A 14,056-nucleotide genomic window follows, 5' to 3' on the forward strand; every position below is an offset into this window, starting at 1 on the left:
TCGCCTTGAACGCGGCCGCGTGCCGCTTCCTCTTCGCCATCTCGTCCGTCTCCTTCTCGAAGACCAAGATGACCTCAGATCGTAGCTCCCGTCAGCGTCCAATTTCCAGGGAGCACCTCACGTCGCCGGCAGCCGCTCGAGGATCAGGTCGAGCACGTCGCGGTTGTAGAAATAGCTCTGCCCGAGGTCGAGCGTCGCGACGCGGGCAAGGTAGCGTCCGAGCTGCACGACGAAGGGCTGGTCGAGGCCATATTCCTCGCGGATGGCGGCCATGGTCTCGGCCGTGGCCCCGCCCGCGTCGGCGGCGATGGTGTCGGCCACGTCGCCCGGGGCGAGGTGGATCATCGTGAAGTTCAGCACGATCACGGCCAGCAGCAGGGCAGCCGCGTAGCCGAGGCGCTTCAGAAGGGTCGTCAGGATGGCCACGTCGAAGGCTCCGGCAGAGGGGGGCGGGGCCACGCGGCCCCGCCAATTGGCATCACTCTTCGTCGAGCCAGACCTGGTCGTAGGGCGCCGACGAGGCCCAGATGCCGCGCGGCGGGTTCATCACCGATTGCTGGCTGATCGTGTGATAGGGCAGCGTGTTCGTCCAGTAGACCGGCAGATCCTCCGACAGGATCTGCTGGAACTCGGCGTAGAGCGCCTTGCGCGCGTCGAGGTCCAGCTCCTGCCCCGCCGCCTCCATCAGCTCGTCGATCCGCGGGTTCACGTATTGCTGCGTGTTCGACCAGATGACGCCCGGCTTGATGTTGTCCGACGAATAGGTGCGATGCACCCCGATCACCGGGTCACCCCAGTTGAACACCGTGTCCCAGGTCATGTCGAACTCGTGGTTCGAGATCTTCTGCGCCCAGGTCGGGAAGTCGACGAGGCTGTTGACCGTCACGTCGATGCCCACGCGGGCGAGCGACGCCTTGGTGAACTCCGCCTGCGGGCGCGTCGTCGGGTTGCCGTAGTCGATGCTCAGGCTGAAGCGCGTGCCGTTGTCGCCCGCCGGATAGCCCGCCTCGTCGAGGAGCGCGGCGGCCTTCTCGAGGTCGAGGTCATAGGGCTCGACGCTCGCGTCGTAGAAGGGCGAGCCGGGGTGGATGCCGGTCAGCGCGGGCTGGCTCACCCCCTGCATGATCGCGTTCAGGATGAAGTCGCGGTCCACCGCATAGGCGATCGCCTGCCGCACCTTCGGGTCCGACGTCGGCCCGTCCGACTGCGTGTTGAACGCCAGCCAGTTGATCGCGCCGATGGCGGCATAGCCCTCGTCCGTCACCACCAGATCGGAATTCTCCATCATCCGGGTGATGTTGTTCACCGTGTTCTCGAAGGTCGAGAGATGCAGCTCCCCGTTCTCCAACCCGATGGTCCGGGCCGAGGCATCCTTGATGATGCGGAACACGATGCGGTCGAGGTAGGGGCGGCCGTCGCCCATGAAGAAGTCGTCGAACCGGTCGAGGATGACATGCTGGTCGGGCGTGAACTCCACGAACTTGAACGGCCCGCTGCCGACCACGTCCTGGCTGTTGCGCGGGTGCGAGGCCAGGTCCTGACCGTCACCGTAGATGTGCTCGGGGATGATCGACATCAGCTGCGACGACATCGCCAGCAGAAGCGCCGGATGCGGCCGGTCGAGCGTCATCACCACCACCTTCGGGTCGGAGGTGTCGACCTCGGCCACCGGGGCGAACATCGTCTTGAACGGGTGATTGTCCTGGATCGCGCGGATCGAGAAGGCGACGTCGTGGCTCTCGATCGGCTCGCCATCGTGGAAGACCGCGTTGTCGCGCAGCGTGAGCGTCATGCTCAGCCCGTCCTCGCTGAACTCCCAGCTTTCGGCGAGATAGGGCTGCGGTTCGAAATTCTCGTCGTAGCGCAGGGGCGTCGCGAAGAGCTGCGCGCCCGGCGCCCCGGTGACGATGCCCGATTGCACCGCCGGATTCAGGTGCCGCGGCGTCTGCGGCAACGTGGTGATGAGGGTGCCGCCCGGTTTCGGCGTGGCGTGACTGTCGGCGAGCGCGCCGGTCGCGGCCAGCGCGAGAGCACCGATGGCAAGGGCCTTGCGTAGCATGTCGTCATCTCCCGTGTTGGGCACGTCGCGGTCTGATGCCCCGAGCGCGCGGATACCGTCAGGTTAGGCAGGGGCGGCACCTTCGGAAAACTGTTTTATCTCGCCCGATTTCCACTATTTCCTGTGGGAAGTGATGGCCAGGCCGTCGAACCCCCCGTCGTCGTGCAGGCTCTCGATCGCCGCCACGAAGGCCGCCACCGCCTGCGTCGGCCGCACCCCTGCCATCGTCGCGAAGCCGAAGATCCGCGGCCCCGGCCCGTCGCGCAGGGGCACGGCCCGGAACCGGGGGTCGTCCTCGACGTAGTTCGGCGGCAGCGCGTTCAGGATCGTGAAGCCGATGCCAGAGGCCACCAGCGGGCGAATCATCTCGGTCGAGGGGGTCGCATGGGCGATCCGCACGCCGAGGCCCCGCGCGGCGAACATACCCGAGTAGTAATCGGCCGTCTTGCGCAGGGTCAGCGCGATCATGCCCCGCGACGAGAGTTGCTTGAGCGTGACGGCCTGCAGCTCCGACAGGGGGTCCGACCGCGCGATCAGGGCAAAGGGCATCGCCTCGACCAGCGGGCGGAAGGCATGGGAGGCCTCGATCACGTCGCTGTAGGTGAACGCCAGATCGACGCGCCCCGCCTCCAGATGCTCCACCGCCATTTCCATGTCGCCTTCGATCAGGCGGATCTCGATGCCCGGATAGGCGTCGGCGAACCGGGTCAGAAGCTCCGGCAGGAAGCTCGCCGCCACCGTCGCGAAACAGGCGACGCGCACCGTGCCGGTGGCCGTGCCGCCGAGGCTGCCGAGTTCGGCGCGGAAGGCCCGCGCCTCGTGCAGGAACCGTGCGATCAGCGTCAGCGCCTCGCCCCCCGCCGGCGTCGGCCGGATGCCCCGCGCCGGCGTCCGGGTAAAGAGCGCGAAGCCCAGCCGCGCCTCCAGCCCGTCGATGGCGGCGGTGATCGAGGATTGGCTGATGCTCAACTCCTCCGAAGCCCGCGCGATCGACCCGAGCCGCCCCGCCGCCTCGATATAGGTCAGCGCCTTCAAGGAGACATCGAGCACTGTTCCCCTACTCCCTGCTGGAATAGGGCAGAATAATTCCAGTTTTCCGGGGAAAGGAAGCCCCCTAGCGTCGCCCGGGCACACCGACCGACCCGGAGGCCGCCGCCTTGACCATCACGCTCTATCCCGCCCGCAAGATCGTCACGATGAACCCGGCCCGGCCCCATGCCACCCACGTCGCGGTGCGCGACGGCGTGATTCTCGGCGCGGGCACCAAGGCGGAGCTATCGGGCTGGGGCGAAATGCGCGTCGACGCGCGCTTCGCCGACAAGGTGCTGATGCCCGGCCTCATCGAGGGGCACTGCCACCTGATGGAGGGCGCGCTCTGGGCGAAGACCTACACCGGCTTCTTCGACCGGACGGACCCGGAGGGCGTGACCCACCCCGGCTGCCGCGACATCGACGCCGTCATCGACCGCCTGCGCGCGGGCCTCGCCCGCGCGCCCGGTGCCCCCCTGCCCGGCTGGGGCCTCGACCCGATCTACTTCGGCAACACCCGCGTCACCCGCGCCGACCTCGACCGCGTCTCGGGCACCGTGCCCGTCGGCGTCATGCACGCCTCGGGCCACATCATGAACCTCAACACCCCCGCGCTCGAAGCCGCGGGCCTCCTGCGCGAGGGGATCAACCATCCCGGCGTCCCGCTCGGCGACGACGGCCTGCCGACGGGCGAGCTGAAGGGCCCCGACGTGATGACGCCTGCCGGCGCCCACGTGGGCTTCGACCGCGACATGCTGGCCTGCGACGCACCCGGGATGCGCGCCTTCGGCAAGCTCTGCGTGCGCGCGGGCGTGACGACCGCCACCGACCTCGCCGCGCGCCTCAACGAAGAGGCGGTACAGACCATGCTCCGCGTCACCGCCGAGCCCGACTACCCCGCCCGCGTCGTCTGCCACCGCTTCCACCACGGCGTCACCCCCGAGGAGCTGATCGCCCAGGTCGAGGATCTGCGCGACCGCTCCACCGACATGTGCCGCATGGGCCGCATCAAGGTCATCATGGACGGCTCGATCCAGGGGTTCAGCGCCCGCCTCCGCGCCCCCGGCTACTTCAACGGCGCCCCGAACGGCCTCTGGTACATCACGCCCGAGCATCTCCGCACGATCCTGACCGAAGCCTTCGCCCGCGACCTGCAGGTCCACACCCACACCAACGGCGACGAGGCGACGCAGCTTCTGATCGAGACGATGACCGACATCCTCTCCGAACGCCCCGCCGCCGACCACCGCCTGACCGTGCAGCACTGCCAGCTGGCCGACCGCGCGCAGCTCGCGCGCCTCGCGGGGCTCGGGGCCTGCGTCAACCTCTTCGCCAACCACCACTTCTACTGGGGCGACGAGCACTACCGGCTGACCGTCGGCCCCGAGCGCGCCGAGCGGATGAACGCCGCGCGCACCGCGCTCGACCTCGGCCTGACCGTCGGCATCCACTCCGACGCGCCGATCACGCCCCTCGCCCCGCTCTTCACCGCCTGGGCCGCCGAGACCCGCCTCACCGCCTCGGGCCGGGTGCAGGGCGCGCACGAGCGGATCACCCGCGCCGAGGCGCTCTGGGCGATCACCATGGGCGCCGCGCACACCCTCAGGATCGAACAGGAGGTCGGCTCGATCGAGGCGGGCAAGCGCGCCGATTTCGCGGTGCTCGACGACGACCCCGAGACGGCCGACGACCTGCGCGACGTCGGCATCTGGGGCACGGTGCAGGGCGGGCGCCCCTTCGAGGCGGCGGCGCTGTGACCGCCCCCCTGCCCCTCACCATCCTCGGCGGCTACCTCGGCGCGGGCAAGACGCGGCTCGTCAACCGGCTCCTGCGCGACGCCGGCGGGCGGCGCATCGCCGTCCTCGTCAACGACTTCGGAGACCTCGCCGTCGACGCCGACCTGATCGAGGCCGAGGGCGACGACCTGATCGCCCTCGCCGGCGGCTGCGTCTGCTGCTCCTACGGAGACGACCTGACGACGGCCATCGCCACCCTGCGCGCCCTGCCCGCGCCGCCCGACGTCCTCCTCCTCGAGGCCTCGGGCGTCGCCATGCCGGGGGCCATCGGGGCCGCCGCCGGTCTCATGCCCGGCGTCACGCTCGCCGGCATCGCCGTCCTCGCCGACGCGACCCGCCTGCCCGCGCTCCTCGCCGATCGCTACCTCGCCGACACGATCGAGCGGCAGGTGCAGGCCGCGGACCTCCTTCTCGTCACGAAATCCGACCTGACCGACCCGGCCCCGACCGAAGCCGCCCTCGCCCGCGCCGCCCCCGGCGTGCCCGTGGCCCCCGTCGACGCCGCCACCCCGGCGCTCGTCCTCGCCCGCCACGCCGCGCGCCCCCGCCCCGAGACGCGCCACGCCGCCCGCCATCTGACCCGCCTGCTCCCCGCCGATGCGCCGACCGATCCAGACGCCCTCGCCCGCGACCTCGCCGCCGACCCGCGCGTCACCCGCGCCAAGGGCTGCCTGATCGACCTCTCCGGCCATCCGCGCCTGCTGCAACTCGTGGGCACCGACTACGAGATCACCGCCGCGCCGCCCGGCGCGGCGCTCGGCGTCGTGACCATTTCAGTGCCGATATAGGGCAGTGGCCGAACCGAACGGCCGGGGGACGCACCCGACCTACGACCGCTCTCTCTTCCCGGGTTCGGTAGACCGTCTTCCTCGCCGGCGCAGGAACCTGCGCAAGATCGGCGCAGTGCTTCTGTTGGCAAGGCTGTCCCTGATCGCGCCAGATCCACGCACGACGTCTTCGTGCGCGGTAAGACCAATCGCCGGAACGCCTCCCACAGCTGCTCCATGCAAAACGTGTCCTGCGCCTCGATGGACCCAGCACGATGCTCGACACCGGCTTCGACCGGCTGGACCGGGAAACGATATTTAGATCTGTCTGTAGCGCGGTTGAGCCGTGACTGCACTCACAGCTCGCAGTCTGACAAGCATCAACAGGTCCGGACCCGACCGATCAGCCAGCGGAGCCGCCCCGGAGGCGCGGGCCGTCCGCATCCAGCTTTGGAGCGGGCCTGCTCGCCCCCGCCCTTTGCCCGTCGAGACGGAAGGGGGCCGCCATATGCGAGCGTGCCTTCCCGCGATTATCCAACACATGCGACACCAGTTCGAGTGCGTCGAAAGACGAAGACGCCAGCATTTCGTCCCAGGTGAGGACGCGGGCGCACCATATGCCTTCCGGTGTCAGCGCCTCCTCCCATTCCGCGGCGCTCCGGCGCTTCAGCGCACGAGCAATACCGTCATGGATCGACACGCGCCGGTCGAATCCGGCACCCGGATCCGCTGCACCTTCCCCTAGATCTGCGAGGCCCAGCAGCTCGGAAAGTCGTGCCAGTGGCGACATCGCCAGAGCGAGATGCCCGTCGGATGTCTCGAACACCCCATAAGGCGCGCCGAGATAGCCATGCGCCGAACCGCGAGGCAAGCGCGCGGGCCTCTTCCGGCCGTTGTTCAGATAGGTCGTCAAGAACTCGAACTGCATGTCGGCCGCCGCCTCGAGAAGGCTGGTCTCGACCAGACCGCCCTGCCCCGTGCGCGCCTGTCGGACCAGTGCACCGAGAAGTCCCGTGGCCAGGGTCGCTCCTGCGGCGATGTCGGCGATCGGCAACCCGATCGGCACAGGCCCCGCCCCCTCGTTTCCACTGAGCCACATGATCCCGGAGCGAGCCTGCGCGAGCAGATCCTGGCCCGGGAGTTCGGCCCAGTCTCCGACATCTCCATAGCCCGAGACAGAGCCGTAGACAATATCCGGCCGGATCCGGCGCACCGCTTCGAAATCGAGGTCGAGGCGCGCGATGACCCCGGGACGAAAGTTCTGGATGACCACATCGGCCCCGGCGATCAGGTCGCGGGCGACGGCCCGCCCCTTCCGCGACTTGAGGTCGAGCGCGACGCTTTCCTTGCCCCGGTTGATGGCGTGGAACAGCGTCGAGTCTCCGTCGATCCGCGTGTCGCTGAGATAGTGGCGTCGACAGAGGTCGCCACCATCCGGGTTTTCGATCTTGATGACCCGCGCGCCAAGATCGAGCAACCTCAGAGAGGCATATGGGCCGGCAAGAAACTGGCTGAAATCCAGAACCGTTATGCCCTTGAGCGGCCAGTCCATCGCTCAGACGGTCTCTTCCGATGCTCCGAGGATCGTCTCGGTATCCGCACCCAGGCGAGGGCCCGCAAGGCTTCCGCGCAGGACAGTGCCGTCGAGCCGGATAGGGCATCGGGTTGTTTCGGCCTCGGCACCTGTGGCCGTGCGAATTGTCTGCACCGGATCGAGTGCCGCGAAACCGTCGGACGCGGCGAAGGCCGGCCAGTCGAGCACCGGCGCGCACCAGACGCCGGCCGGTTCCAGAACATCAAGCCAGTGCTGCACGGGCCTTTCCGCGCAGACCCGTGCCACGATGGCCTTGATCTCGTCGAGTCGGGCAAAGGCGTCCGATTGCTCGAAGGCGGCGATTGCGGGCGCATCGAACAATTCCGCAACGCGCGCGAGTGGCGTCATGGCAAGAGCGAAATACCCGTCCGATGCCTTGTAGATGCCGTAGGGCGCGGGTTGGTACGGGTTCGCGTTTCCGGCCTCATGGCGGCGCGGCTGCAATCGGTCGTCGTTGAGAAAACAGGTGAACTGCTCGAACGTCATGTCGATGGCGCTCGACAGCAGATCGACTTCCACCAGCCCGCCTTCGCCCGTCACGCCGCGGCGCACGATGCACGCAAGGATGCCCTGCACGAGATTGGCGGCTGTCGCCAAGTCGAGCATCGCATAACCGGTCGGCACCGGTCCATCGCCGTCGTTTCCGCTCAGCCACGCGATCCCAGAAAGGGACTGCACCAGCAGATCCTGCCCCGGCCTGTCGCGCCAGGGTCCGGTCGTACCGTAACCCGAGACCGCGCCATAGACAATCCGCGGGTTGAGAGCGCGAACGGCGTCGTAGCCCAGACCGATGCGATCCATCACGCCGGGGCGAAAGTTGTGGATCATCACATCCGCCGTTTCGATCAACGATCGTACGCGGGCGAGATCGGCCGGATCCTTCAGATCCGCCGCGACACTTTTCTTACCGCGATTGAAGGTATGGAAAACGAGGCTGTCGCCGTCGAGCCGCTGGTTGTTGACGACCATCGACCGGCACAGGTCGCCCCCCTGCGGCCGCTCGACCTTGATGACCTCCGCCCCGAGGTCGGCCAAGCGCAGCGCAGCGACGGGACCTGCGAGGAATTGCGCGAAATCGAGCACTCGCAGACCATCGAGCGGCATGACGGGGTCGGTCATCATATCTGTCCTTCGGGATCGGGGTTAGTGGAGCAGGATGGCCTCAAGGCCACTTTCGGCCATGCGGAAACCAAGTGACTGAGACAACTCAACAGCCGAGCGACGCAGGGTCGCCAAGGTCTCTTCCGCAGAGGTCGAAAGGTCGGATTGCGAGATGTAGCCGCTGGTGATCGCCGCGGCGATCCCGCGGCTGTCGAAGACAGGCACGCAAAGATTGCGGACACCCTCGATCATCGTGCTCGGCGTATCCTCGTAGCCGCGTGCCGCAATCCGCTTCAGCCGCTCGCGCACGTCGGCATGCGCGCTCTTGTCGAGCCGCTCGATGTAGCGGTTCTGCTGCGCGGCTTTCGCGAACGCAAGTATCACATGGCCGGAGCTCGTTCGATCCACGGAAAACAAAGCGCCGGTGCGGACCGAATATCCCGCCGGACGGGGGCTCTGAACCGACGCCAGAACCAGCACGTTGTCGCGGTTCAGGACGCCCAGATGACAGGATTGTTCGGTCAGCGCCGCGATGCGCTCCAGGATCGGCACAGCGCGCGCGATCAACCGTTCGGTCGGATCGTGGCGATGGGACAACTCGAACAGTTTGAGCGTCAGTGCATATCTGCTGGTCTCCGGGTTCTGCGCGAGGAACCCACGTTCCGTCAGGTAGACAACGATCCGATAGATCTCTCCCATCGTGCGGCCGAGGGCGTCCACCATCTCGTTCATGGTCAGCCCGTCCTCCGCTCCCGCCAGCAGTTCGAGGATGTCGAAGGCCTTCTCGACTGAAGGCACGGCCGATTTCGCCTTCTTCTCTGTCTTTGCAAAGGCTGATTGCTCGGTCATCGCGTCCCCTTCGCGGCCGCCAGATCGCGTTCCGCGAAACACAGCGACATGAGTTCGTTCTCGTAGCGCAGGCCCTGCGCCACGCTCAGATCAAGCGCGGATCGTACAGCCGCCTTGACCGATTGGGTAGCCACGGGCGCATGGACGGCGATGGATGCGCCGAGCGCGCGGGCACGCTCGAGTTCGCATCCATCATCGACGAGATACTCGATCATGCCCATCCGCGCGGCCTCCTCCGCGTCGAAACGGTCGCCTGTCAGCAGATACTTCATCGCTTGCCCGTAGCCGCACAGCCGGGTCATGTGCTGCGCCGCGCCGCCCGCGCCGTTCCAGCCGAGCGTCACCTCGGGCGCAGAAAAGACGGCAGACCGCGCGGCCACGCGCAGATCGCAGGCGAGCGCGATCTCGAACCCACCTCCCAGCGCCCATCCCTTGACCGCGGCGATGGCGGGTTTGCGCAGCGACAGGATCGGGGGAATGTAGTCGTCCCGGTTTCGCCACGCCCAGAAATCCGCATAGCCTTCGAGCGCCCCGATATCTGATCCCGCGCAGAACGCGCGGTCGCCGGCCCCGCGGATCACGACCGCATGAATCGCATCGTCGCGATTGGCGGCCGCGCAGGCTTTGGCGATCCCTGCATACATGGCAGGTGTCAGCGCGTTGTGTTTGGCGGGGCGGTCCAGAACGATCTCGCCCACGTTGCCGAAGACCTCCAGCCGCACCGCACCATCGGGATCGTCAGACATTTGCACCTCAGTCAAATCGCAGTTCAGGGAGCCACAGCGACAACTGCGGCACGAAGGTCAGGATCAGCAGCATGGCAAAGAGCAGGGCATAGAACGGGATCGAGGAGCGGATGAACTGCCCGATGGAAACGCCGGTGATGGCGCAGGCCGTGAACATCAGCGTACCTAGCGGCGGCGTGACGCCGGCAATCGTCAGGTTGAACACCATGACGATGCCGAAATGCACGGGATCGACGCCCACCTCGGTCACGACTGGCACGAGGACCGGCGTCAGCAGGATCAGGGCGGCGGACCCCTCGATGAACATGCCCGCCAGAATGAGCAGAAGGTTTACGATCAGGAGCAGAACGACGGGATTTCGCGTCAGTGCCAGCATGGCGTCGGCGACCATTGCCGGAATGCGCTCCCAAGTCATGTAGAACCCGAAGGCATGAGCCGCGCAGATCACCAGGAGGATCACAGCGGTCGCCTGCATGGTCTGCTCGAGGATCGGGACGATATGGGCCACCCCAAGATCGCCATGGATCAGACCGACGAGCACCGCGAGGAGAACGGCCATGGCCCCGGCCTCGGTCGGGGTGAAGAAGCCGCAACGAATGCCCGCAACGATGCCGACCGGCACCAGCAACGCAAGAAATGCCTGCGCAAAGGCCCGGCCACGACCGGCCCAGGTCATCCGGTGCGGGAACGCAGGGCGCAGGTCGAGCTGTCGCGCTCTCACTGCGACGAGCGCCATCATGCCCATGCAGATCACCATGCCGGGGACAATGCCCGCAAGGAAGAGCTGCCCAATGGAGACATTCCCCATGAACCCGTATAGGATAAGCCCGATCCCCGGCGGTATGATGACAGAGATTATAGAAGAGGACGCCGTCACGGCGGTCGAGAAGGCCGGGTCATAACCGCGTCGCGTCATCTCCGGCACCAGCACCTTGGACTGCATCGCCGTATCGGCATTGGCCGAGCCCGACACACCGCCCATCAGGGTCGACAGCAGCACATTGACCTGTGCCAGGCCCCCGCGCCAATGGCCGGTCATCGCCTCGGCAAAGGCCATCATGCGCCGCGTGATCCCGGCGAAGTTCATCACAACGCCCGTCATCACGAAGAGCGGCACGGCCAGCAGCGGGAAGGAGTGAGTGACGGCCACGATCCTCTGCACGAAGATCTCGGGCGGCATGGCACCCGACGTCAGAAAGAACGACAACGCCGCCATGCCGATGGCGAAGGCGACGGGAATACCGATGGCGATGCCGAGCAACAAGATAAAAACCGGAAGCATCGTCACAAAGGCCCCTCCCGCTCGCCTTTGGGGGCCCCGGACAGCGCGCCCGCGAACCGCAGCATCGCCGTCACCGTCATCCCCGCGAAGGCCAGGACCGTCGCCAAATAAACCCAGGAGAAGGGAATATCGAGCACGGGCGAGGGCCGCGTCGCGCCCGCCTGCATCATCAGCACGCTGAGATAGGTCGCGTAGCCAAGAAACCCCACAACCAGAAGATCGGCGACCTTGCGCGCCACCCGCCGCGGGATCTCGGGAAGGAAATCGACCAGGAGCGTCACCCTGATGTGCCGCCCGTCCCGAAAAGCCGTCATGGCACCGACGAAGACGACCCAGGTGAACATGATGCCGGAAAGCTCGGTCGTCCACACGGCGGGACGTTCGGTGATATATCGGGTCAGAACGCCCCAGAACACGGCAAGGACGAGTACCGTCAGCGCCGAGAAGGAGACGAGGTTCTCCAACCGCCTTATCCAGATGCCGATCCGTGCCATGGCATATCTCCGCTCGAGAGGCGGCACCGCAGACGTGAAGCCGTGCCGCGAATACGGGATGTTAGTCGTCGAGGATATCGCGGACCTGCTCATAAAGTCCGTCGGACCAGTCGGGAAACCGGTTGTAGACATCCGCCGTCGCGGCCTGGAAGGCGGCAAGGTCGACATCGCGGTTGAAGATGACGCCTTCCTCCTCCAGCCGCGCGATCCACTCCTCCTCGCTGTCGAGCATCAGGTCGGTCATGAAACCGCCCGTCGCATCGGCTTCCTCCAGCATGATCGTCCGGATGTCCTCGGGCATCGACGCGAAAACCTCCGCATTCATCATCAGACCGGTGAAGCCACGGAAATGGGCCGTGAGAGAGACCGTCGACTTCGCCTCGTGCAGACGTGCGCCATAGATCGAAGGCAACGGAGCTTCGGCGGCATCGACAACACCCGCCGACAACGCCGAATAGACCTCCCCCCAGGCGATCTGTGTTGGCCGCGCGCCAATTGCCTCGAAGGTCTCCACCCACATGATGTTGGGCGGCGTGCGAAAGGTCAGGCCGGCAGTATCCTCCGGCGAGCTGATCGCCACATCCGACAGCATGTGCCGCGACCCGAACAGCCAGTTGAGCGCCAGCAGTTCGAGCCCCGCCTCGTCCCGCAGACGATCGACAAGTTCGGCATAGAGGTCCGACTCCACGATGCGCTGGAAGTCGCGCGGATCTTCCATCAGGTAGGGTCCGCCCAGAACACCGAAATCAGCGACGAAATCGCTGAGATAGCCCGGATCTGAGATGGTGATGATCGGCGCGCCCGCACGGACCTGCTCGAAGACTTCCGGGTTCGAGCCGAGTTGCGCATTCGGAAAGATCTCGATGTCGACGCGCCCTTCTGTCCGCGCTTCGACATTGCGTACGAATTCTTCCATCGCCTCCTGAAGCGGCTCCTGGTCGGACGTCACATGGGCAAGGCGAAAGGTGTAGTCCTGCGCCTGCGCCATCGACGACGCCGATATCAGCACACCGGCGGTAATAGTCCGGGCGCAGCCCCCAAAGTTGCAAGTCATGGCAGTCTCCCTCGGCATCTGCGGCCTCCCGCCGCATCGAGCCCCGGACGAATCCGGAAGGCTTCAATGGGGTAGCAGGTTTTGTTCATATATAAAAATTATTTTTACTATTGAAAATTTTTAGGCCTTCATCATAACTGCCGACAACGGGAGGACACGATCTTTGACGCACCGATTGACCGGAATGACCTGGGACCACCCGCGCGGGTACGACTGCGTCCTTGCGGCGTCCGAAAGCTATCGGGCCGAAACGGGCATCGAGATCACGTGGGACAAACGGTCCCTTCAGGCTTTCGCGGATGCTCCGATCGACGACCTGGCGAAGAGCTATGACTTCATCGTCCTCGACCATCCCCACGTCGGCCAGATCGCCGAGACGAACGCACTTCTTCCACTGCCGCCGCCCGCCTCGCCGGACGCCTCTCTCGGCGGGTCCGCGGAAAGCTACGTCTGGCATAGCAGGCGATGGGCCTACGCCCTCGATGCAGCCTGTCAGATGGCTGTTTACCGGCCCGATCTCGGCAGCGATCTGCCCCTGACCTGGGAAGCCCTGATGACGGAAGACGCGACCCGCTTCCGCCCGTTGACACCCCTTCTTCCCGTCGATGCCGTCGACATGCTCATGACGATCGTAGCGAGTCGTGGAGAGGTGAGCCTGCCCGTCTCCGATACAGCCTTCGTCTCTTCGGGAAACGGCCTCTACGCCCTCGAAGTCATGCGTGCGCTCTATAGGCTGGGTCCCGATGAACAGATCGCGATGAACCCGATCAAGGTACTCGAAACCCTGTCGCAAAGCGACGACTTCGCCTGTTCGCCCTGTCTCTTCGGATATGTGAACTACGTCCGCCCGGGGTTTCGCGCCCGGCGTCTGGCCTATTTCGATCTGCCGCGCTGCGAAGGCTGTGGCCCACCGCGCGCCATTCTGGGCGGAGCCGGGATCGGTGTATCGGCGCGGACCGAAGATCCGGAAACCGCGATCGCCTTCGCGCGCTGGATCACGTCGGAGCCCGTGCAGTCCGGCGTCTACCTCTCCAACAACGGCCAGCCCGCGAACCGTGGCACCTGGCTCGCGCAGGGCAGCAACCCCGAAGTCGCTCCGTTCTTCGAGGGCGGCCTCCACACCATGGACAATGCCTGGACACGCCCGCGCGCGCCTTGGTTCCTCGATTTCATCGACGATGCTTGCGCGATCATGCCTGATTTCTTTCGCCGGGCGATCGCGTCGGAGGATTTCCTGAACGATCTCAACCGCCTTTACCGACACCACAGGCAAAGGAACTAGACT

Annotated in this window: 13 protein-coding genes; 3 read left to right on the forward strand and 10 right to left on the reverse strand. The window is 66.2% G+C overall.

The annotated features are described in order from the left end of the window. Nucleotides 1–117: 117 nt before the first annotated feature. The 3 genes from HSX43_RS18620 to HSX43_RS18630 all read right to left on the reverse strand — a co-directional run bounded on the left by HSX43_RS18620 (nucleotide 118) and on the right by HSX43_RS18630 (nucleotide 3,109). Entirely contained in the window at nucleotides 118–459 is a 342-nt protein-coding gene (locus HSX43_RS18620; RefSeq protein ID WP_179381651.1) for an ABC transporter permease family protein, read from the reverse strand. A gap of 19 nt (nucleotides 460–478) precedes the next feature. After that, nucleotides 479–2,059, reverse strand: coding sequence for an ABC transporter substrate-binding protein (locus HSX43_RS18625; protein ID WP_179381652.1), 1,581 nt, complete (start codon nucleotides 2,057–2,059; stop codon nucleotides 479–481). Between the two features lie 114 nt (nucleotides 2,060–2,173). Next, the gene (locus tag HSX43_RS18630) at nucleotides 2,174–3,109 is read right to left on the reverse strand and encodes a LysR family transcriptional regulator (RefSeq protein WP_179381653.1); all 936 of its coding nucleotides are present in this window, start codon (nucleotides 3,107–3,109) and stop codon (nucleotides 2,174–2,176) included. A 107-nt stretch (nucleotides 3,110–3,216) separates the two neighbouring features. Between HSX43_RS18630 and HSX43_RS18635 the strand changes: the two genes are divergently transcribed. Together HSX43_RS18635 and HSX43_RS18640 are read left to right on the forward strand one after the other, a co-directional pair. Then, nucleotides 3,217–4,845 (forward strand): amidohydrolase, encoded by a 1,629-nt coding sequence (locus tag HSX43_RS18635; protein WP_235962754.1) that lies wholly within the window; start codon nucleotides 3,217–3,219, stop codon nucleotides 4,843–4,845. Beyond that, nucleotides 4,842–5,672 (forward strand): CobW family GTP-binding protein, encoded by an 831-nt coding sequence (locus HSX43_RS18640; protein ID WP_179381654.1) that lies wholly within the window; start codon nucleotides 4,842–4,844, stop codon nucleotides 5,670–5,672. Before HSX43_RS18635 ends, HSX43_RS18640 begins: the two co-directional genes overlap by 4 nt. A 382-nt stretch (nucleotides 5,673–6,054) precedes the next feature. On the opposite strand, the gene HSX43_RS18645 is transcribed toward HSX43_RS18640, so the two are convergent. The 7 genes from HSX43_RS18645 to HSX43_RS18675 all read right to left on the reverse strand — a co-directional run bounded on the left by HSX43_RS18645 (nucleotide 6,055) and on the right by HSX43_RS18675 (nucleotide 12,771). Continuing rightward, nucleotides 6,055–7,203: a CaiB/BaiF CoA transferase family protein gene (locus HSX43_RS18645; RefSeq protein WP_179381655.1), complete on the reverse strand. Its 1,149-nt coding sequence runs from the start codon at nucleotides 7,201–7,203 to the stop codon at nucleotides 6,055–6,057. A gap of 3 nt (nucleotides 7,204–7,206) precedes the next feature. Continuing rightward, nucleotides 7,207–8,367, reverse strand: a complete 1,161-nt coding sequence (locus HSX43_RS18650) for a CaiB/BaiF CoA transferase family protein (protein WP_179381656.1) — start codon at nucleotides 8,365–8,367, stop codon at nucleotides 7,207–7,209. Between the two features lie 21 nt (nucleotides 8,368–8,388). Continuing rightward, nucleotides 8,389–9,195, reverse strand: coding sequence for an IclR family transcriptional regulator (locus HSX43_RS18655; RefSeq protein ID WP_179381657.1), 807 nt, complete (start codon nucleotides 9,193–9,195; stop codon nucleotides 8,389–8,391). Beyond that, on the reverse strand, nucleotides 9,192–9,893 hold the full coding sequence (locus tag HSX43_RS18660; protein ID WP_208454673.1) for an enoyl-CoA hydratase/isomerase family protein: 702 nt from the start codon (nucleotides 9,891–9,893) through the stop codon (nucleotides 9,192–9,194). Before HSX43_RS18660 ends, HSX43_RS18655 begins: the two co-directional genes overlap by 4 nt. Nucleotides 9,894–9,948: 55 nt before the next feature. Next, nucleotides 9,949–11,223 carry a TRAP transporter large permease gene (locus HSX43_RS18665; protein WP_208454674.1) on the reverse strand — a complete coding sequence of 425 codons (1,275 nt, stop codon included), beginning with the start codon at nucleotides 11,221–11,223 and terminating at the stop codon, nucleotides 9,949–9,951. Nucleotides 11,224–11,225: 2 nt separating this feature from the next. Continuing rightward, on the reverse strand, nucleotides 11,226–11,717 hold the full coding sequence (locus HSX43_RS18670) for a TRAP transporter small permease (RefSeq protein ID WP_179381660.1): 492 nt from the start codon (nucleotides 11,715–11,717) through the stop codon (nucleotides 11,226–11,228). A 61-nt stretch (nucleotides 11,718–11,778) separates the two neighbouring features. Continuing rightward, nucleotides 11,779–12,771 carry a C4-dicarboxylate TRAP transporter substrate-binding protein gene (locus tag HSX43_RS18675; protein WP_179381661.1) on the reverse strand — a complete coding sequence of 331 codons (993 nt, stop codon included), beginning with the start codon at nucleotides 12,769–12,771 and terminating at the stop codon, nucleotides 11,779–11,781. A 184-nt stretch (nucleotides 12,772–12,955) separates the two neighbouring features. On the opposite strand from HSX43_RS18675, the gene HSX43_RS18680 reads away from it, so the two are divergent. After that, nucleotides 12,956–14,053, forward strand: a complete 1,098-nt coding sequence (locus HSX43_RS18680) for a type 2 periplasmic-binding domain-containing protein (protein WP_179381662.1) — start codon at nucleotides 12,956–12,958, stop codon at nucleotides 14,051–14,053. The last annotated feature ends 3 nt before the right edge of the window (nucleotides 14,054–14,056 follow it).

The organism is Jannaschia marina, from assembly GCF_013404595.1.
Taxonomy (GTDB): Bacteria; Pseudomonadota; Alphaproteobacteria; order Rhodobacterales; family Rhodobacteraceae; genus Jannaschia; species Jannaschia marina.